At 70.1% G+C, this 19,927-nt stretch carries 13 protein-coding genes; 7 read left to right on the top strand and 6 right to left on the bottom strand.

What is annotated here, in order from left to right; translation table 11 throughout:
- Positions 1-384 precede the first annotated feature (384 nt).
- Positions 385-735: a DUF5713 family protein gene (locus tag FHR66_RS19075; protein WP_160965252.1), complete on the bottom strand. Its 351-nt coding sequence runs from the start codon at positions 733-735 to the stop codon at positions 385-387.
- 95 nt (positions 736-830) lie between these two features.
- A complete protein-coding gene (locus FHR66_RS19080; RefSeq protein ID WP_048490880.1) occupies positions 831-1,469 on the bottom strand; it encodes a LuxR C-terminal-related transcriptional regulator in 639 nt (212 codons plus the stop codon).
- A gap of 291 nt (positions 1,470-1,760) precedes the next feature.
- Between FHR66_RS19080 and FHR66_RS19085 the strand changes: the two genes are divergently transcribed.
- Entirely contained in the window at positions 1,761-4,895 is a 3,135-nt protein-coding gene (locus FHR66_RS19085) for a ligand-binding sensor domain-containing diguanylate cyclase (protein WP_167088039.1), read from the top strand.
- Between the two features lie 283 nt (positions 4,896-5,178).
- Here FHR66_RS19085 and FHR66_RS19090 read toward each other — a convergent pair whose 3' ends face one another.
- Genes FHR66_RS19090 through FHR66_RS19100 form a run of 3 tightly spaced genes read right to left on the bottom strand, consistent with a single transcriptional unit; the run spans position 5,179 to position 8,343 of the window.
- The gene (locus tag FHR66_RS19090) at positions 5,179-6,261 is read right to left on the bottom strand and encodes an ABC transporter substrate-binding protein (protein WP_184447118.1); all 1,083 of its coding nucleotides are present in this window, start codon (positions 6,259-6,261) and stop codon (positions 5,179-5,181) included.
- Positions 6,258-7,646 (bottom strand): sensor histidine kinase, encoded by a 1,389-nt coding sequence (locus tag FHR66_RS19095; RefSeq protein WP_160965248.1) that lies wholly within the window; start codon positions 7,644-7,646, stop codon positions 6,258-6,260. The genes FHR66_RS19090 and FHR66_RS19095 overlap by 4 nt, the downstream gene beginning before the upstream one ends.
- A complete protein-coding gene (locus tag FHR66_RS19100; RefSeq protein WP_160965246.1) occupies positions 7,639-8,343 on the bottom strand; it encodes a response regulator transcription factor in 705 nt (234 codons plus the stop codon). The genes FHR66_RS19095 and FHR66_RS19100 overlap by 8 nt, the downstream gene beginning before the upstream one ends.
- Positions 8,344-8,588: 245 nt before the next feature.
- Between FHR66_RS19100 and FHR66_RS19105 the strand changes: the two genes are divergently transcribed.
- The 4 genes from FHR66_RS19105 to FHR66_RS19120 all read left to right on the top strand — a co-directional run bounded on the left by FHR66_RS19105 (position 8,589) and on the right by FHR66_RS19120 (position 13,465).
- Positions 8,589-9,779, top strand: coding sequence for a porin (locus FHR66_RS19105; protein ID WP_160965244.1), 1,191 nt, complete (start codon positions 8,589-8,591; stop codon positions 9,777-9,779).
- 131 nt (positions 9,780-9,910) lie between these two features.
- A complete protein-coding gene (locus FHR66_RS19110) occupies positions 9,911-11,236 on the top strand; it encodes a CitMHS family transporter (protein ID WP_160965242.1) in 1,326 nt (441 codons plus the stop codon).
- Between the two features lie 118 nt (positions 11,237-11,354).
- On the top strand, positions 11,355-12,095 hold the full coding sequence (gene phbB, locus FHR66_RS19115) for an acetoacetyl-CoA reductase (RefSeq protein WP_160965240.1): 741 nt from the start codon (positions 11,355-11,357) through the stop codon (positions 12,093-12,095).
- Positions 12,096-12,433: 338 nt separating this feature from the next.
- The gene (locus FHR66_RS19120; RefSeq protein WP_160971117.1) at positions 12,434-13,465 is read left to right on the top strand and encodes a LacI family DNA-binding transcriptional regulator; all 1,032 of its coding nucleotides are present in this window, start codon (positions 12,434-12,436) and stop codon (positions 13,463-13,465) included.
- Positions 13,466-13,590: 125 nt separating this feature from the next.
- Here FHR66_RS19120 and FHR66_RS19125 read toward each other — a convergent pair whose 3' ends face one another.
- On the bottom strand, positions 13,591-14,916 hold the full coding sequence (locus FHR66_RS19125; RefSeq protein WP_167088041.1) for an MFS transporter: 1,326 nt from the start codon (positions 14,914-14,916) through the stop codon (positions 13,591-13,593).
- A gap of 299 nt (positions 14,917-15,215) precedes the next feature.
- Between FHR66_RS19125 and FHR66_RS19130 the strand changes: the two genes are divergently transcribed.
- Positions 15,216-17,672, top strand: a complete 2,457-nt coding sequence (locus FHR66_RS19130) for a TonB-dependent receptor domain-containing protein (protein WP_160971055.1) — start codon at positions 15,216-15,218, stop codon at positions 17,670-17,672.
- Between the two features lie 48 nt (positions 17,673-17,720).
- A complete protein-coding gene (locus FHR66_RS19135) occupies positions 17,721-19,640 on the top strand; it encodes an alpha-amylase family glycosyl hydrolase (protein WP_202395013.1) in 1,920 nt (639 codons plus the stop codon).
- The last annotated feature ends 287 nt before the right edge of the window (positions 19,641-19,927 follow it).

Here is a 19,927-nt window from a genome sequence, read left to right on the forward strand (position 1 = left end):
GAGAAGGGAAGCGCGCAGCCCCTCTCCCCTCGGGAGAGGGGTTGGGGTGAGGGTCCGGGGGGCGCGCAGCGCCACGCAAGACCTCATGCGCAGCTGGCGAACCAAGCTCATCACTGCCCTTGCAATGAGGCAGCACTGGCCGCCGCACCCTCATCCGCCCCTGCGGGGCACCTTCTCCCGAGGGGAGAAGGGAAGCGCGCAAGCCCCTCTCCCCTCGGGAGAGGGGTTGGGGTGAGGGTACGGAGCGCGCAGCGCCACGCAAGACCTCATGCGCAATTGGCAACCAACCCCTTCACTGCCCTTGCATTGAGGCAGCGCTGGCCGCCGTACCCTCATCCGCCCCTTCGGGGCACCTTCTCCCGAAGGGAGAAGGAAAAGCCGATTTCACCACTCGCGCGGAGCGATCAGTTCCTCGACATCGGCGTCGGCAAAGCCATAGGCCCTGGCGATGTGCAGGAAATCCACGCCGATGTTCGCGCTTGCAGCGGTCTCGATCTCGCTGTCGTGGGCCTCGAACTCCAGCGCCAGCTTGTTGAACTCCTCGGTGGCGGCATGGGTCAGCCGGTACAGCGCCGGCAGGTCCGCCGGTGCCTGCGCCTCGATCGCCTCGCACAACCGCAGCAGGATCTTCTGCCCCTTGCCGACCAGCGACGGGGGAAAGTAGTCGTCGTCCAGCATCTCCTGCAGGAACGGATAGTAGGCGGTCTGCTCGTTGCGGATGGTCGGGGTGGGCATGGTCCGGTGGTCTCCGCCCGCAGGGGGCGCGGGCATCGGCGCATAGCATCGCGTATCCGGGCGCCGCGGAAAACGCCCCCCGCCGATGCCCCGGTTCAGGCTTCGCCTTCCGGCTCCAGCGCCTTCACCAGCACCGCCGCCTGGGTGCGGCTGTGGCATTCGAGCTTCTTCAGGATCGCGGTCACGTGGACCTTGACGGTGTTCTCGGCCAGGCCCAGCTCATAGGCGATCTGCTTGTTGAGCAGGCCGTCGGCCAGGCACAGCAGCACGCGGAACTGCTGCGGGGTCAGTTGCGCCAGGCGCGCGGCCAGTTGCGCGTCGGCCTCCGAACGCGCCGCGGTCAGCGGCGGGAACCAGGTGCCGCCGTCGAGCACCGCCGCCACCGCGATGCCGATGGTCTCGGCCGGCGAGGACTTGGGAATGAACCCGGCCGCGCCGAACTGCTGCGCGCGGCGGATCACCCGCGGGTGGTCGTTGGAGGAGATCACCACCACCGGCACGTCCGGGCGCTCGCCGCGCACGTGCAGCAGGGCCGAGAATCCGCGGGCGCCGGGCATGGCCAGGTCCAGCAGGATCAGGTCGGCATCGGCCTGCGCGGCCAGTGCGGCGTCCAGGGTCGCGGCGCTGGCCGCCTCCACCACCAGGGCGCGCGGCAAGGCCTGGCGCAGCGCGTGCAGCACGGCGGCGCGGAACAGCGGGTGGTCGTCGGCGACCAGGATCGTCGGGGCATCCATGGGCGTGAGGCGGCTGGCAGGACGCCGTGAGGCGTCGTCGGGTGGGCGCGGACAGCGCGCAGAGCATGCAGTGTACGTGCGGCGCGGTTGGATGCCGAGCGTGCGCGCGCCGGGCCGCGTCGGTGGTGCGGCGATTGGCGGGCCACGGCCGTCGGCGGCGGCACGTACCACGTGGCGGAGCTCGGCATGCTCCGCACGGAACAACGCGCCGCGCCTTACCTGCCGCAGCCAGCGACGAGGCACCGCCCGCCGCGCATTCAAGGCCGGACCCACCATGGCCGATAACACGGCGTGACCGTCTCGCTCTCCAACTTGCTGGGCCGCCTGCCGCTGGCCGCGTCCTGCCTCATCCTGTGCCTGGTGTTGACCCCGGCTGCGGCCGCGGCCGAGACGGTCGACGACACCGACCTGCCCAGCAGCCTGGAACACTTCGGCCTGGACGACGGCTTGTCGCAACTGTCGATCAACGCCCTGCAAAGCGACGACCAGGGCTTCCTGTGGGTGGGCACGCAGGAAGGCCTGAACCGCTTCGACGGGCATCTGTTCCGCGCCTACCGGCACGAGCTCGGCAGCGACAGCCGGCAAAGCCTGCTCAGCAGCAGCATCGACAGCATCGGCTTCGAGCCGCACGGCACCCGCCTGTGGCTGGGCACCAACGATGCCGGCCTGGAAGTGATCGAGCTGGCCACCTGGCAACACCACCGCCTCGGCGCGAAGCAGGGGCTGTCGCACAACCGCATCACCCAGATCCTGATCGATCCGCAGGGCGGCGCGTGGTTGGGCACCGAACGCGGGGCGGACCGTGTCGACGCCGACCTGCAGCGGGCACGGCCGCTGGGCGGCGATGCGCCGGTGGTAGGCCTGACCTGGATGCCGGACGGCAAGCAGCCGGTGGCGCTGGACCGGCAATGCCGGCTGTGGCGGCTGGGCCGCGAGGCGCGCGAGGAACTGCCGGCGCCGCGCGGCATCGACGAATGCGTGGGTCTGCAATCCGGGCCGGAAGGGCTGTGGCTGGCCTCGGCGCGCGGCGGGCTGTTCCAGCTCGATGCGCACGGCGCGGTGCTGGCGCACTGGACGCCAACCCAATTGCTCACCGGCGGCAGCGACCTCAGCGCGCTGATCCGGCTGCACGACGGCCGCGTGCTGATCGGCACCACCAACGCCACGGTGACGCAACTGGACAGCGCGCGGCATGTGCCGCAGCAGCTGAGCTTCGACATGCCGCCGAACAGCGCCATCATCCGCTTCTACCAGGCGCCCGACGGCACCTGGTGGATCGGCACCTACACCGGCGGCCTGTACCGGGTACGGCCGCTGTCGGCGGTGATCCGCAACGACGAAGAGCGCGTCAGCGACATCCATGCCTGGCCCAGCAGCAGCGTGCGCAGCATCTGGCGCGACGGCGAGCGCATGCTGATCGGCACCGACCAGGGCCTGTTGCTGCGCGACGGCAGCCACACCGCCTGGCATGTGGTGCCGGGACTGGCCAGCCAGGCGATCCGCAGCATCGCCGCCGACCGCGACGGCTGGTGGCTGGGCACGCGCCAGGGGCTGTGGCATCTGGACCGGGGCGGCGCACTGCGGCGCCTGGGCGGGCTGGCCGACGAGCACATCAACGACCTGATGCTGGAAGGCGACACGCTGTGGGTGGCCACCCGCCGCGGCCTGACCCGCGTGGTCGGCGGACGCGTGCACGACGATCCGCGCTGGGCGCCACTGAACGGACACACCCTGACCCGGATCTACCGCGACAGCGAGGACACGCTGTGGATCGGCTGCAACGACTGCGGCCTGTGGCGCATGCGCAGCGACCGTCCCGTCGAGCCGTACCGCCCGCGTGGCAGCCCGCTCTACGCCTCGGTGTGGTCGCTGTACGAACGCGATGGCGTGCTGTGGGTGGGCACCTTCTCCGGCGGCCTTTTCCGGGTCGACCTCAAGCGCGACGTGGCACTGCGCTACAGCGACCGCGAGGGACTCAGCAGCAATGTGATCTACACCATCCTGCCGGACCCGCAGGGACGGCTGTGGCTGAGCACCAACAACGGCCTGAGCGTGCTCGATCCGCGCACCCGCATCGTGCAGAGCCTGGGCCGCCGCGACGGCCTGCAGAACCAGGAATACAACAGCGGCCGCGGCTATCGCGACGCGCGCGGCCTGCTGTACTTCGGCGGCACCCAGGGCGTCGACGTGATCGACCCCACGCGCCTGCCGCTGCGCAGCCCGCAGGCACGCGCGGTGCTCACCGACCTGCGCATCCTCAATGCCGGCGAGGACCGCAACGGCGGCGAGAACCAGGCCGAGAGCGACGTGGTCTACGCGCAGCGCATCGTCCTGGACCACCGCGACAACGTGTTCACCATCGGCATGACCGCGATCGACTTCGCCGCCCCGGGCACCGCGCGCCTGCGTTATCGCGTGGACGGGCTGCAGAAGGGCTGGGTGTACCCGCAGACCGCGCACAGCGACTTCTCGGTCAGCCACCTGCCGCCGGACCGCTACACGCTGGTGGTGGAAGCGGCCGGCCGCGACGGACAGTTCGGCGCCGCGCGACGGCTGCAGATCGAGGTGCTGCCGCCGCCGTGGCGGCACCCGCTGGCCTACGCCGGTTACGTGGTGCTGTGCCTGGCGCTGCTCGGCCTGGCGTTGCAGCGGGTGCGGCGTACGGTCAGTCGCGAGCGCGACATGGTGGAACTGCTGAACCTGACCGTGGCCGAGCGCACCCGCCAGCTCGAGCGCGCCAACCAGCAACTGCTGCAGAGCAATGCGCGGCTGCAGGCGGCCACGCGCCTGGATCCACTGACCCAGGTCGCCAACCGCCGCGAACTGCAGGACTGGCTGGCACGCGAATGCCCGGCCCTGCTGGCCGCGCTGGACGCGGGCAGCAGCGCCGATGCGCTGTACTTCTTCATGATCGACGTGGACAACTTCAAGCGCATCAACGACGACTACGGCCACCAGGCCGGCGACGCCGCGCTGGTGCACTGCGCCGACCGCCTGCGCGGGCTGTGCGGCGAGCGCGACCTGCTGGTGCGCTGGGGCGGCGAGGAGTTCCTGCTGGTCACGCGCCTGCCGCGCGAGGACGCCGCCAGCGATCTGGCCGAACGCTTGCGCGCGGCGGTGGCGACGCAGGGCTTCGTCCTGGCCGAACGCGAACTGACGCTGACCTGCTCGATCGGCTTCGCGCCCTGGCCGTTCGTCGCCGCGTGGCCGGCGCTGGGCGACTGGGAACAGAGCGTGGGCCTGGCCGACCGCTGCCTCTACGCCGCCAAGGGCGCCGGCAAGGACGCCTGGGTTGGGCTGGCACCCGGCGCAGCCCCGGACCGGCCGCGCCTGCACGCGCTGCTGGCCGGCGGCGCGCCGGAGGAACTGGGCGACAGCGTGCGCGTGCTGTGTTCGCCCGGGCGCCAGCCACGCTTCGCACGCTGAGCGCAGGCGCCCTAGGGCGTGTCACCCCTCCCCGAGCATGCCGCGCCGCGGTTGCGCGTGCCTGTGGCAAGGAAGAGCGAGGAAGTGGACGTGCGTCCACGCCCGAGCGATGACGCGGCCACGGGCGCGCGCAACCGCGGCCCTTCGGGTTGGGTCTGGCAGGCGCGCTACCGGCGCCGCGCGGCTTGAACTGACGGCCAGTCAGGCGCTGCGCCACGCAACGCCGGCAGCGCGCCTGCCAGACCCAACGCGGCATGCTCGGGGAGGGGTGACACGCCCTAGCTCAGTGCGGCGGCGCCTGCTGCATGCTGCTGCGCCAGGCGTCCAGGAACTGGCGCCGCTTCAGCGCGTCCAGGTACACCAGCAGCCCCGGCCCCAGCGCGATCGGGCGGAACGCCGCGGCGGCGGCCGGCCCACCCTGCGCCGCCACGCCCGGCTGCGGCAGGATCGGCTGCAGCCGCGCCTCGCGCGACAGCACCTGCTGCCCGCGCGGGGACAGCAGGTAATCCAGGAAGCGGCGCGCCTCGGCCGCATGCGGGCTGTCGCGCGGGATCACCGCGGTGCGCAGCGCGACCAGGGTGTAGTCCTCCGGCTGCACGATCGCCAGCGGCGCGCCGGCATCGATGCGCGCCTGCGCGTACGAGCCCAGCACGTTGTAGGCCAGCAGCAGCTCGCCGCGCGCGACCTTGTCCAGCAGCACGCCGGTACGCTCCTCCAGCACCACCTGGTTGTCGCCCATCGCCGCCAGCAGCGCCCCGGCCATGCTGCCAAGCTGGCTGTCCTGCGTCGCGAACAGGTAGCCCACGCCGCTGCGCTCCACGTCGTAGGTGCCGATGCGCCCGCGCAGCGGCAGGCCGGGCGCGCGCAGCAGTTCCAGCAACCGGCGGCGGGTGCGCGGCACCTGCGCGGCCGGCAACCGCGCGGTGTTGTAGACGATCGCCACCGGCTCGTAGCTGATGCCGAACACTTCGTGCCGCCACTGCGCCCACGCCGGCAGCGCCTCGGTCTGCGGCGAGCGGTGCGCCAGCGCGTGGCCGTCGTTCACCAGCTTGGTCTGCAGGTCCATGCTGGCGCTGATCAGCAGATCGGCGCAGCGCGGGCCCGGTCCTGGATGCAGATAGCGCTGGTAGATGTCCCAGGCGATCGCATCCTGGTACACCACCTCGGTGTGCGGATGCAGGCGCTGGTAGTCGCCGATCACCGCGGCGAACACCTCGATATCGGTCGAGCCCTGGATGCACAGTTGCGCGGTGGCGGCGCCCTGCGCCGGGAAGCGGCGCACGTCGCCGGGCGCAGCCAGGGCGCTGCCGGCGAACAGCACGGTCAGCAGCAGTAGCAGACGGCGCAGCAGCGCGGGCAGGGTCATGGATGCAGCCTCGGCAGGTGCAGGCTGGCGATCAGGCCGCCGCCCACGCGATTGGACAGGTCGATGCGCCCGCCATGGGCCTCGACCACGCGCTTGACGATCGCCAGGCCCAGCCCGGCGCCGCCGGCGGCCGCGCCCTCGCCGCGCACGAAGCGCTCGAACACGCGCTCGGCCTCGGCCGCGGCGATGCCCGGGCCGTGGTCGGCCACGGTCACCACGCAGTCGTGCGCGTTGCAGGTCAGCGCCACCTGCAGCGCGCCGTCGCCGCCGTACTTGCAGGCGTTGTCGATCAGGTTCTTGATCGCCTCGCGCAACAGCAGCGCATCGCCGCGCACCAGTGCCGGTTCGCTGGCGATGGCCAACTGCACGCGCGGCCGCGGCGCCGCTTGCGGCAGGGCATCGTGCAACGCCTGGTGCAGCACCTCGGCCAGGTCGACGCTGGCGTAGCGTTGCAGGTTGGAGCGGTGGATCACGCTGGCATCGCTGAGCAATTGGTTGAGCAGGCGGCTCATGTGCGTGGCATTGCGCTCGATCGCCTCCAGGCTGCGGCGCATCTCGTGCGGGTCGTCCTCGTCCAGCGCCAGTTGTGCCTGCGCGCGCAGCGCCGCCAGCGGCGTGCGCATCTGGTGCGCGGCCTCGGCCATGAACGCACGCAGGGTCTCGTTGCTGCCGGCCAGGCGCGCCATGAAGCGGTTCAGCGCCGCCACCATCTGCTGCATCTCCTGCGGCGCGGTCGCGGCCACCGGCTTGAGCTCGGACGGTTCGCGCCGCGACAACTCGCGCTCCAGCGTGCGCAGCGGCCGCAGCGCGCGCGACACGCCCAGCCACACCAGCGCCAAGGCCAGCAGCGACAACAGCGCGATCGCCACCAGCGCGTGCAGCACCACGTCCTGCGCCAGCGCCTCGCGTGCGCGGCGGGTCTGCCCCACCTGCACCCACACCTGGTCCTGCGCCGCCGCCGAGGATACGCGCCGCGACACCACCGCAAAGCGCACCGGTTCGCCGCTGTAGACCGCGTCGAACAAGCGCGGCGGTGCGCTCGCGCGCGGCAGCGACGGCGCCGCCGGCAGGTCGTCGTAGCCGGTGATGGTGCGCCCGCGCGCATCGAACACGCGGTAGAACACCCGGTCCTCCGGCGCCATCGCCAACAGGTCCAGCGCCGCATACGGCAGGTCCACCTGCCACTGGCCGCCGGCCAGCGCCACCGAATCGACGATGGACAGCGCCGAGGACACCAGCAGGTGGTCGTAGGAGCGGTTGGCGGCACGCTGGCCGTAGTCGCGCGCGACGAAGAACAGCGCCACCGCGCCGAGCAGCGACAGCGCGCCCAGGTAGCGCAGCAGGGTGCGCCGGATCGATGGCGGCGGCGGCGCGGCCTCAGCCATCGGCGTCCGCTGCCGCCGGATCCGGCGGCGTCGCGGCCGCCTCCAGCTTGTAGCCGACGCCGCGCACGGTGACGATGCGCAACGGCGCGTCGACCAGCTTCTTGCGCAAGCGCCCGACGTACAGCTCGATCGCGTTCGGCCCGGCCTCGTCGTCGAAGCCGAACAGGCCGTTGCCGATCTCGTCCTTGCCCACCACCTGGCCGAGCCGGCCGATCAGGATCTCCAGCAGGCGGTACTCGCGGTTGGGCAACTCGATCGGCGTGCCGTCCAGGCTGACGCTGTGCGCGGCGTTGTCGAAGGCGAAGCCGCCGAGCTGCACCACTTCGCTGGCCTGGCCGCGATTGCGCCGCAACAACACCCGGCAACGCGCCTCGAACTCGCGGAAGTCGAACGGCTTGCCCAGGTAATCGTCGGCGCCCACGTCCAGCGCCTGCACGCGATCCTCGATCCCATCGCGCGCGGTCAGCATCAGCACCGGCGTGGTATCGCCACGCTCGCGCAGGCCGGCCAGCACGCGCAACCCGTCCAGCCCCGGCAGGCCGATGTCCAGCACCACCAGATCGAAGCGTTGATAGCGCAGCACCCCGGCCGCACTCAAGCCGTCGCGCTGCCAATCCACCGCATGCCCGCTGCGGCGCATGCGCCGCACGATCGCATCGGCGAGATCGGCGTTGTCTTCTACCAGGAGCAGGCGCATGGGTCGGGGATTGGGGATTCGGGATTGGGGATTCGCAAGAGCGGCTCCGTGCGCGGATGCTAACGCGCCTGCGCCCGGGCAGACAGCGCGCAGAGCGCTTTTACCAATCCCGAATCCCCAATCCCCAATCCCGGCCCCACCGACAGGTCGATGACAGCTATGCCCGACTAGGCTGCGTCCATGCCGGTCCGCGGCGATTACTCGCGGACCGATCCAATCGCTGCGACACGCACCTGGGAGGGGACGTGGAACTGAAGACTCTGACATGGGGCAGCGCCTGCGCGTTGCTGTGCCTGGCCGGATCGGCGCGCGCCGCCACCGACGACGATGGCCCGGTGACCGCCGAGTTCGGCGGCCGCCTGCACTGGGATTTCGCCCACTTCGACAACGACCATCGCGGCACGCCCAACCCCGACGACACCGAGATCCGCCGCCTGTGGCTGGACGTGTCCGGCAAGTTCTTCGGGTTCGGCTACAAGGTCGAAGGCGATTTCGCCGGGTTGCAGGACGACTTCAACGGCAAGGGCATCGAGGCCAAGGACGTGTACATCACCCGTACGTTCGGCGCCGGCATGCTGACCGTGGGCCAGTTCAAGCAGTACTTCACGCTCGACGACCGCACCGGCTCCAACTTCGGCCAGTTCCTGGAGCGCAGCGGCGCGGCCAGCACGCTGGCGCCGCTGTACCGCAAGGCGGTGTCGTGGCAGGCCGCGGGCACCGATACCACCTGGGCCGCCAGCGTCTACAGCCTGCAGAGCATCGATGTCTCCAACGTCCGCGGCCATGCGTTCGGCGGCCGTGGCACCTGGGCGCCGGGCGCGCGGGACGGCGACGTGCTGCACTTGGGCCTGTCGCTGGCGCACGAGCACTACGACCACCCGGGCGCCGGCGGCGCACCGGCGCTGAGCATCCGCCCGCGCCCGGCCGGCCACCTGTCCGACGACAGCCGCGTCACCCTGGCACGCTTCGCCGACGGCCGCGACACCGACGTGGACAAGTGGTCGCTGGAGTACGCACAGGTGCGCGGGCCACTGTCGTGGCAGGGCGAATTCAGCGGCGGGGTGTTCGACGACGGCGCGCAGCGCGCCGACGTGATGGCCGCCTACGGCTTCGTCAGCTGGTTCGCCACCGGTGAGTCGCGCCGCTACGACCGCAAGACCGGCCGCTTCACCCGCATCAAGCAGGTCAACCACAAGTACGGCGCCTTCGAACTGGCGCTGCGCTACGACCGCATGTGGGGCGAGCAGCACCGCGACGGGCAGCCGGACCTGCTCGACGCCTCCACCGCATCGTGGACGCTGGCCGGCAACTGGTACCTCAAGCCGAATCTGCGGCTGATGCTCAACCTGATCGACAGCCGCAACCGCGATCACCTGGCTGGCGTGACGCTGGACCACACGCGGGCGATTACTGGACGCTTCCAATATGACTTCTGAGAGCCGGGATTGGGGAGTGGGGATTCGGGATTCGCAACGGCGGCATCTTGCGATGTGACGTTTGGTCGGCCTCTTTTCTGATCCCTGATGTGGGGTCCACTTTCTTTCATGCATCACCCTGAGGAACTTCCATGCTGACCGCGCTCGGTTTCGGAATGGTCATTACCTTCATGTACTTGATCATGAGCAAGCGGCTGTCGCCGCTGGTCGCGCTGATCATCGTGCCGATCGTGTTCGCGCTGGCCGGCGGCTTCGGCACCGGCATCAACGAGATGATGCTGGAGGGGATCAAGAAGATCGCGCCCACCGGCGTCATGCTGATGTTCGCGATCCTGTACTTCGGGGTGATGATCGACGCCGGTCTGTTCGATCCGCTGGTGCGGCGCATCCTGCGCCTGGTCAAGGGCGACCCGATGAAGATCGTTGTCGGCACCGCGGTGCTAGCGCTGCTGATCTCGCTCGACGGCGACGGCTCCACCACCTACATGATCACCGTCTCGGCGATGCTGCCGCTGTACCGCCGCCTGGGCATGAACGCGCTGAACATGACCTGCGTGACCATTCTCGCCGGTGGCGTGATGAACCTGACGCCGTGGGGCGGCCCGACCGCGCGCGCCGCCACCGCCCTGCACGTGGACCCGGCCGACGTGTTCGTGCCGCTGGTGCCGGCGATGGCGCTGGCGATCGTCGGCATCCTGCTGCTGGCCTGGTACCTGGGCCTGAAGGAGCGGCGCCGGCTCGGCGTGGTGACGCTGCCCGGCGATGCCTGGATGGACGGCAGCGTCGCCGACGACGGCGAGGCCCTGCCAACCGTGGAAGACGCCGAGGACATCAAGCGGCCGCGGCTGCTGTGGGTGAACCTGGTGCTGACCCTGGCGCTGATGGCGGCGCTGGTGATCGGCGTGCTGCCGATGCCGGTGCTGTTCATGATCGGCTTTGCGCTGGCGCTGCTGATCAACTACCCGAACCTGGCCGAGCAACGCCGGCGCCTGGTCAACCATGCCGGCAACGTGCTGTCGGTGGTGTCGCTGATCTTCGCCGCCGGCGTGTTCACCGGCATTCTGTCAAACACCGGCATGGTCGAGGCGATGTCGCGCAGCTTCCTGGCGGTGATCCCCGACGCCTGGGGCCCGTACCTGGCGGTGATCACCGCGCTGGCGAGCATGCCCTTCACCTTCTTCATGTCCAACGACGCCTTCTACTTCGGCGTGCTGCCGATCCTGTCCGAAGCCGCCAGCCACTACGGCATCACCCCGGTGGAAATGGCCCGCGCCTCGCTGGCCGGGCAGCCGGTGCACCTGCTCAGCCCGCTGGTGCCGTCCACCTACCTGCTGGTCGGCCTGGCCAAGGTCGACTTCGCCGACCACCAACGCTTCACCCTGAAGTGGGCGGTGCTGATTTCGTTGGTGTTGATGGGCGGCGGGTTGTTGTTCGGTTTGTTTCCGCTGGCCAAGTGAGCGCCGCCCGGGATTGGGGATTGGGCATTCGGGATGCGTAGAAGCCACTGCCCGCGCGCTCGTCCAATCCCGACTCCCCAATCCCCGATCCCGAATCCCAACTCCGAAGGAGTTCACCGTGACCCTCAGAATCGCCTACGTCACCAGCGGCATGGGCAGCATCGGCACCGCGATCTGCCAGAAGCTGGCGCGCAATGGCCATACCGTGGTCGCCGGCTGCGGGCCGGACTCGCCACGCAAGTCGGCGTGGCTGCGCGAGCAGCGCGAGCTCGGTTTCGACTTCATCGCCTCCGAGGGCAACGCCACCGACTGGGATTCCACGGTGGCCGCGTTCGCCAAGGTCAAGGTCGAGGTCGGCGAGATCGACGTGCTGGTCAACAACGCCGGCGGTAGCCGCGACATGCTGTTCCGGCAGATGGGGCGCGAGGATTGGCAGGCGGTGATCGCCAGCAACCTGCATGCGCTGTTCAACATCACCAAGCAGGTGGTGGACGGCATGACCGCGCGCGGCTGGGGCCGCATCGTCAACATCGGCGCGGTCAGCGCGCAGAAGGGCCAGATCGGGCAGATCAACTACGCCACCGCCAAGGCGGCGATGCAGGGCTTCAGCCGCGCGCTGGCGCAGGAAGTGGCCTCGCGCGGTGTCACCGTCAACACCGTCTCGCCCGGCTACATCGCCAGCGCAGCGATCAGCGGCTTCCCGCCGGACGTGCTCGATCGCCTGGCCAGCTCGGTGCCGCTGCGCCGGCTCGGCAAGCCCGAGGAAGTGGCCGCGCTGTGCGCCTGGCTGGCCTCTGACGAGGCCGCCTACGTCACCGGTGCCGACTACGCGGTCAACGGCGGCCTGCACATGGCCTAGGGCGTGTCACCAATTCCCGAGTATGCCGCGTTGGGTCTGGCAGGCGCGCGGCCGGCGTTGCGTGGCGCAGCGCCTGACTGGCCGTCAGGTCAAGCCGCGCGGCGCCGGCCGCGCGCCTGCCAGGCCCAACCCGAAGGGCCGCGATTGCGCGCGCCCATGGCCGCGTCATCGCTCGGGCGTGGACGGACGTCCACGTCCTCGCTCTTCCTTGCCACAGGCGCGCGCAATCGCGGCGCGGCATGCTCGGGAATTGATGACACGCCCTAGCCATGCGCAGCGCCGCGACGCGCGCCTGGCATACACTGCCAGTTCCGTTTCGTCCGTCGCGCCCGCTCCGCATGTCCGACAAACCCGAACCCGGCGCGCCCGCCGCGCGCCTGCAGATGGCCGACATCGCGCGCATGGCCGGCGTGTCCGAATCCACGGTGTCGCGCGCGCTGGCCGACAATCCGGTGGTCGCCGAACGCACTCGCGCCTACATCAAGCAGCTTGCGCGCGATGCCGGCTATCGGGTCGACCCGGTCGCGCGCAGCCTGCGCTCGCGCCGCTCCAACATCGTCTGCGTGGCGGTGCCGCTGATGCACGCGCACGAGCAGCCGCTGTCGGACCCGTTCATGATGACCATGCTGGCGCTGCTCGCCGATGCGCTGACCGCGCGCGGCTACAGCATGCTGTTGTCCAAGCTGGACCAGCACCAGGACCACTGGGTCGAGGACCTGGCGCAGAGCAGCCGAGCCGACGGCGTCATCATGCTCGGCCAGAGCCACGAGCACGCCTCGCTCGACGCCGCCGCGCGCGGCGGCCTGCCGATGCTGGTGTGGGGCAGCCGCATCGACGGCCAGGCCTATGCCAGCGTCGGCAGCGACAACCTGCGCGGCGGCGAACTGGCCACCGCGCACCTGATCGAGCACGGCCGCCGGCGCATCGCCTTTCTCGGCGACGAGCAGCTACCGGAAGTGGCACCGCGCTTCGCTGGCTACCGGCGCATGCTCGACGCGCACGGCCTGGCGTTCGACCCGCGACTGCACGCGCGCAGCCATTTCCTCAGCGAGGACGCCTACCGCCTGACCCGTGCGATGCTGAAGAAGACCGACCCGCCGGATGCGGTCTTCGCCGCCTCCGACGTGATCGCGCTGGGCGCGATCCGCGCCCTGATCGAAGCCGGCCACCGCGTGCCGCAGGACATCGCCCTGGTCGGCTTCGACGACATCCCCCTGGCCGCCTACAGCCAGCCGCCGCTGACCACGGTGCGCCAGGACCTGGCACACGCCGCTACGCTGTTGGTGGACGGCGTGCTGAACCTGATCGCCGGGGCGCCGGTGGAATCGGTGGAGCTGCCGGTGAGCCTGGTGGTGCGGGAGTCGGCGTGAAAGGCTGGGATTGGGCATTCGGGATTCGGGATTCGTAAAAGCGGGACTTGCGCGCTGAGGGTGTACTGGCTGAGCCGGCTTTTTCCAATCCCGACTCCCGACGCGCGAATCCCGGCTCCGCCGCTTTACGAATCCCGAATCCCTACTCCCGAATCCCGCCCCCTCACCAACCCCATCGCCACCGCCGCCGCCAGCATCAGCGCGCCGGCCAGGCGAATCACATTGCGCGGGTCGCCGTGCAGCAGGCTGTCGTAGTACAGCGGCAGGGTCACGATCTGGATCAGCATCGGCAGCACGATGAACAGGTTGAACAGGCCCATGTACACCCCGGTGCGTTCGGGCGGGATGCTGTTGGCCAGCATCAGGTAGGGATTGCCCATCATGCTGGCCCAGGCCAGGCCGATGCCGATCATCGGCAGCAGCAAGAGCCAGCGGTCGTGGATCGACGGCAGCAGGCACATGCCGAGGCCGGCGGCGACCAGGCACACGGCGTGGGTGGCCTTGGGGCCGAACCGGCGCGCCACCGGCACCATCGCGAACGCGGCCAGGAACGCGACGAAGTTGTAGAAGCCACCGATCTGCCCGTTGACCAGGCCGGCCTCGCGGAAGCCATGCGAATCGGCCGCGGTGGTGCCGAACAGGGTGGTCGACAGCGACAGCACGATGTACTGCCAGTAGCAGAACATCGCATACCACTGGAACAGCATCACCGGCGCCATCTGCCGCATCGTCGGCGGCATCTGCCGCACCGCGTCGACGATCTCGCGCAACGTCGCCAACGGCCCGACCGCGGCGCTGCGCAAGCGCTGCAGTTGCGCCGGCGGCAGCACCGGCTCGCGCACGCTGCGCGCGGTGAGCAGGATCGACGCGGCGGAGAAACCCGCACCGATCGCGAACGCGGCGATGGTGACGTAGGGAATGTGGTGGGCGTTGGCCGCGTCCTGGTTCATGCCCAGCCACACCAGGAGCGGCGGGGTGACGTAGGCCAGGGTCTGGCCAAGGCCGGTGAACGCGCTCTGGGTCAGGTAGCCCAGCGGCCGTTGCGGTGGCGCCAGCACGTCGCTGACCAGCGCACGGTACGGCTCCATCGCCACGTTGTTGGCCGCATCCAGCATCCATAGCAGGGCCACCGCCATCCACAGCGCCACGCTGAAGGGCATGGTCAGCAGGCACAGGCTGCAGACCAACGCGCCCACCACCATGTACGGCATGCGCCGGCCCCAGCGGGTCACGGTGCGGTCGCTGAGCACGCCGACCACCGGCTGCAGCACCAACCCGGTGATCGGGCCGGCCAGCCACAGATACGGCAGGTTGGCGTGGTCGGCGCCCAGGTAGTTGTAGATCGGGCTCATGTTGCTCTGCTGCAGCCCGAAGCTGTACTGCACGCCGAAGAAACCGGCGTTGAGCGCCAGCACGCGCGAGAGCGGAAGCAGGGGACGATCGGAACGCATGAGCATCGGCATCGGCCTGAAGGGGTCGGACACGCGGGAGGCGTGCCGCGGCGGCGGAGCGGAGTGTCGCTGCGCCTGCAATCGTTTGTAACGCTGCGTTGCACCATGCAAAATGCAACCTAATCCCGTTTGAAAGAGAGCGAACGGTACGGCGACCGGCTTTGCTGCACTGCAAGTTGCAATCGTTTGCAGGCAGCCGTATCTGTAGCCCGCCGCACCCACCGTTCGCGCCGTGTCCTGCCCGTTTGCGGCATTGGCGCGCCGCCGCCCACTGCACCCTCGCTTCGGGAGAGACAGCGATGCACCACCCTTCGATCCGCCTGCAGACCCTGGCCCTGGCCGTCGCCACGGCGCTGTCCGCCCCGGCCGCGCTCGCGCAACAGGCCACCCCCGCTGCCGACGCCCCGGCGGCGCAGAACGACGTGGTCAGCCTGGACTCGGTGTTCGTCACCGGCACCGCCACGCCCAAGAGCAAGCTCAAATCCAGCGTCTCGGTCAGCACCGTCGGCGCCGAGGCGATCGAACAGTCGGCGCCGCGCAGCACCGCGGAGATCTTCCGCAACATCCCCGGCATCCGTTCCGAGTCCAGCGGCGGCGAAGGCAACGCCAACATCGCCGTGCGCGGCCTGCCGGTCGCCTCCGGCGGCGCCAAGTTCCTGCAGTTGCAGGAAGACGGCCTGCCCGTGCTGGAGTTCGGCGACATCGCCTTCGGCAACGCCGACATCTTCCTGCGCGCCGATTACAGCCTGGAGCGCATCGAGGCGATCCGCGGTGGCTCGGCCTCCACCTTCGCCAGCAACTCGCCCGGCGGCATCATCAACTTCATCAGCAAGACCGGCGAGACCGCCGGCGGCAGCGTCGGCCTCACCCGTGGCCTGGGCGGCTACGACAACACGCGCCTGGACTTCGACTACGGCGCACCGTTCGCCGAGCACTGGCAGTTCAACGTCGGTGGCTTCTATCGCCGTGGCGACGGCATCCGCGATGCCGGCTACACCACCGACAAGGGCGGCCAACTCAAGGCCAATCTGACCCGGCTGTTCGACAACGGCTACGTGCGCGTCTACGCCAAGTACCTCAACGACCGTGCCGCCGGCTACCTGCCGGTGCCGACCCGGGTCAGCGGCCGCGACGGCGCACCGCACTTCGGCAGCATCGACGGCTTCGATCCGGGCACCGACACGCTGTACAGCCCGTACTTCCGCAGCAGCGCCACCCTCGATGGCGGCAACAAGCCCTCGCGGGTGGAACTGGGCGACGGCATGCATCCGCTGTCGCGTGCGTTCGGCGCCGAGGCGCAGTTCGACGTCGGCGGCGGCTGGACCCTGACCGACAAGTTCCGCATCGCCGACACGTCCGGCCGCTTCGTCTCGCCATTCCCGGCGCAGGTCGCCGATGCCGGCGCGCTGGCGGCGAGCATCGGCGGCGCCGGCGCCGGCCTGCGCTACGTCGACGGGCCGAACGCCGGCCAGGCCTACACCGGCCTGGCGCTGCGCACGCACCTGTTCAACGTGCACCTCAACGACCTGGGCAACGCGGTCAACGATGTCAGCCTGGCCCGCGACTTCGGCAGCGGCGACGGCGGCAACCTCAACCTCAAGGCCGGCTGGTACACCTCGCGGCAGACCATCGACGTGGACTGGACCTGGAACTCCTACGTGCAGTCGCTGGCGCATCGCCCGCGGCTGCTGGACGTGGTCGCCGCAGACGGCAGCCTGCGCTCGCAGGACGGTCTGTACGCCTACGGCGTGCCGTACTGGGGACTGGACAATACCCGCCACTACGACGTGCGCTACGACATCAACGCACCGTATCTGGCGCTGAGCTGGGACCAGGGCCCGCTGAGCGTGGACGGCAGCCTGCGCTACGACATGGGCCGCGCCCGCGGCAACACCGCCGGCGGCGTGCTGGCCAGCAATGTCGACGTGAATGGTGACGGCGTGATCGAGGCGCCGGAGCAAAGCGTGGCCACCATCGACTACGGAAACCGCAAGCCGGTGCGCTACGACTGGAACTACCTGTCGTACTCGTTCGGCGGCAACTACATGTTCAACGACGATCTGGCGGCCTTCGCGCGCTACAGCCGCGGCGCTCGCGCCAACGCCGACCGCCTGCTGTTCGGCGTGGTCCGCGACGACGGCTCGGTGCCCTCCAACGAAGCGGTGAACGTGGTCAAACAGCTCGAAGGCGGCCTGAAGTGGCGCAGCGGCGGGCTGAGCCTGTTCGCCACCGCCTTCGCCGCGCGCACGCAGGAGCAGAACTACGAAGCCACCACCCAGCGCTTCTTCGACCGCACCTACAAGGCGCACGGCCTGGAGCTGGAAGCCGCGTACCGCGCCGGTGGTTTCAACCTCAACGGTGGCCTGACCTGGACCGATGCCACCATCGACAAGGACCAGATCACCCCGGCCAACGCCGGCAATACCCCACGGCGGCAGGCACGCTTCGTCTGGCAGCTGACGCCCAGCTACCGCGGCGAGCGCTACCAGGTCGGGGTCAACGCGATCGGCACCAGTTCGGCCTACACCCAGGACAGCAATCAGTTGAAGATGCCCGGCTACACCCAGGTCAACCTGTTCGCCGATTACCGCATCACCGATGCGCTGACCGTCTCGCTCAACGTCAACAACCTGTTCGATACCTTCGGCCTGACTGAAGCCGAGGAGGCATCCATCGCCGATGCGTCCTCCGGCGTGATCCGCGCGCGCTCGATCCCGGGCCGCACCTCCAGCCTCAGCCTGCGCTACGACTTCTGACGAGGACCGCACATCCGCGCCCCGCCCGGGGCGCGGCCAAGCCCCCCCATGACCGCACCCGCTCCTTCCGCACTGTCCGCGCTCGCCCACACCCTCTGGCAGGCGCATCTGCCTCCGGACGCCGCCGCCGTGCTGCTGCCGCGCCTGCAGCGCCACGGCGAACGCCTGCTGGCCCCATTGCACGCGCTGTACGGCACGCATCCGGCGTTCGCGCAGTGGCTGCCGCAGTGGCTGACGCAATTGGCGGCTATCGCCAATGCGCGGCCGCCGGCGCTGCGCCAGCTCGATGCCGAGCGCGCGCCCGACTGGTTCGCCACCCCGGCGATGCTCGGCTACAGCGCCTATGTGGACCGCTTCGCCGGCACCTTGAACGGCGTCGGCGAACGCGTGCCCTACCTGCAGGAACTGGGCGTGCGCTACCTGCACCTGCTGCCGTTCCTGCGCGCGCGCGCCGGCGACAACGACGGCGGCTTTGCGGTCAGCGACTACGGCCAGGTCGAGCCGCAGCTCGGCGACACCGACGACCTGGCGGCGCTGACCGCGCGGCTGCGCGCAGCGGGGATCAGCCTGTGCGCCGACTTCGTGCTCAACCACACCGCCGACGACCACCCCTGGGCGCTGGCGGCCAAGCGCGGCGATGCGCGGTTCCTGGACTATTACCACCACCTCCCGGACCGCGACGCGGTGGATGCCTACGAGCGCACCCTGGGCCAGGTGTTCCCGCACACCGCGCCGGGCAACTTCACCTGGGTGGAGGAGGCCGGCGCGTGGCTGTGGACCACGTTCTACCCCTACCAGTGGGATCTGGACTGGAGCAATCCGGCAGTGTTCGGCGAGATGGCGCTGGCGCTACTGCACCTGTCCAACCTGGGCGTGGAGGTGTTCCGCCTGGATTCCACCGCCTATCTGTGGAAGCGCCCGGGCACCGACTGCATGAACCAGCCGGAAGCGCACACGATCCTGCAGGCGCTGCGCGCGCTTACCGACATCCTGGCCCCGGCGGTGCTGCTGAAGGCCGAGGCGATCGTGCCGATGGCGCAGTTACCGCCCTACTTCGGCGACGGCGCCGCGCGCGGCCACGAATGCCACCTGGCCTACCACAGCACGCTGATGGCGGCCGGCTGGGTGGCGCTGGCCGAGCAGCGCGGCGACATCGTGCAGGCAGCGATCGCGCAGACGCCGGCGCTACCGCCGGCCTGCGGCTGGCTCAGCTACGTACGCTGCCATGACGATATCGGCTGGAACGTCCTGCAGCGCGAAGCCGCCGGCGGCGATGGCGTGGCGCCGTTCGCGCTGGCGCGCATCGCCCAGTTCTACGCTGGCCGCACGCCGGACAGCTATGCGCGCGGCGAAGCCTTCCAGAGCAGCGGCGATGGCGTGCACGGCAGCAACGGCATGAGCGCGGCGCTGACCGGTATCGCCGCGGCGCTGGCCGCCGACGACGCCGACGCGCTAGAACTGGGTGTGCGCCGCCTGCTGCTGCTGTACGCCGTGGCGCTGGCGATGCCGGGCATGCCGCTGCTGTACATGGGCGACGAATTGGCCCTGGGCAACGACGAGACCTACCGCGACGATCCGCTGCGCCGCCACGAAGGCCGCTGGCTGCATCGCCCAGCCATGGACTGGGAGCGTGCTGCTCGACGCCACGACACCGCCAGCCTGCCCGGCCAGGTCTACACCCGCCTGCGCCACCTGATCACCGCGCGCGCCGCTACTGCGACACTGGCTGCCGATCAGCCGCTGCGCGCGGTGCCGCTTGGCGATCCCGCCCTGCTCGGCCTGGCCCGCGGCGAGGACTTCGTGGCGGTCTACAACTTCAGCGCCCACCCGATCGTGGTGGATGTCGCCGCGGCGCTGGGCACTAGAGACTGGCAGACCATCGCCGACGGCGGCAGCGATCCGGCAGGGCTGGCGAACTGGAACGGCACCCTGCCCGCCTACGGCCTGCGCTGGTGGCGGCTCGGCTGAGCAGGCAAGGCGCCGCTGCTGCACACAGTCGCCCGCTTCTGAGTGCGTGCAGTCGGGACCGAAGTCCCTCCCACAAAGCGCGCAACCTGCATGGTGCGCGGCGGCACAGGTGTGCGTTGTAGATACCGTCTTACCCCCTAGCAGGCAAGGCCCCTTTTCGGGTCGAACGCGGTGCCCGATTTGAGAACGCCGTAGGCGAGGTGCAGGAGCTTGCGCATGGCGGCGCACACGATCTGCTTGCCGGCTTTGCCGCGTTCGCTTAGCCGCTGTTTCAGCGCCCGGATGAC

The organism is Xanthomonas sp. F4 (assembly GCF_011761895.1).

What these genes read in the sequence shown, in the direction of transcription:
- FHR66_RS19075 (WP_160965252.1), bottom strand. Translation starts at nt 735, where the DNA reads ATGCCCACCCCGACCATCCGCAACGAGCAGACCGCCTACTATCCGTTC.
- FHR66_RS19080 (WP_048490880.1), bottom strand. Translation starts at nt 1,469, where the DNA reads ATGGATGCCCCGACGATCCTGGTCGCCGACGACCACCCGCTGTTCCGC.
- FHR66_RS19090 (WP_184447118.1), bottom strand. Translation starts at nt 6,261, where the DNA reads ATGACCCTGCCCGCGCTGCTGCGCCGTCTGCTACTGCTGCTGACCGTG.
- FHR66_RS19095 (WP_160965248.1), bottom strand. Translation starts at nt 7,646, where the DNA reads ATGGCTGAGGCCGCGCCGCCGCCGCCATCGATCCGGCGCACCCTGCTG.
- FHR66_RS19100 (WP_160965246.1), bottom strand. Translation starts at nt 8,343, where the DNA reads ATGCGCCTGCTCCTGGTAGAAGACAACGCCGATCTCGCCGATGCGATC.
- FHR66_RS19110 (WP_160965242.1), top strand. Translation starts at nt 9,911, where the DNA reads ATGCTGACCGCGCTCGGTTTCGGAATGGTCATTACCTTCATGTACTTG.
- FHR66_RS19120 (WP_160971117.1), top strand. Translation starts at nt 12,434, where the DNA reads ATGTCCGACAAACCCGAACCCGGCGCGCCCGCCGCGCGCCTGCAGATG.
- FHR66_RS19125 (WP_167088041.1), bottom strand. Translation starts at nt 14,916, where the DNA reads ATGCGTTCCGATCGTCCCCTGCTTCCGCTCTCGCGCGTGCTGGCGCTC.
- FHR66_RS19130 (WP_160971055.1), top strand. Translation starts at nt 15,216, where the DNA reads ATGCACCACCCTTCGATCCGCCTGCAGACCCTGGCCCTGGCCGTCGCC.
- FHR66_RS19135 (WP_202395013.1), top strand. Translation starts at nt 17,721, where the DNA reads ATGACCGCACCCGCTCCTTCCGCACTGTCCGCGCTCGCCCACACCCTC.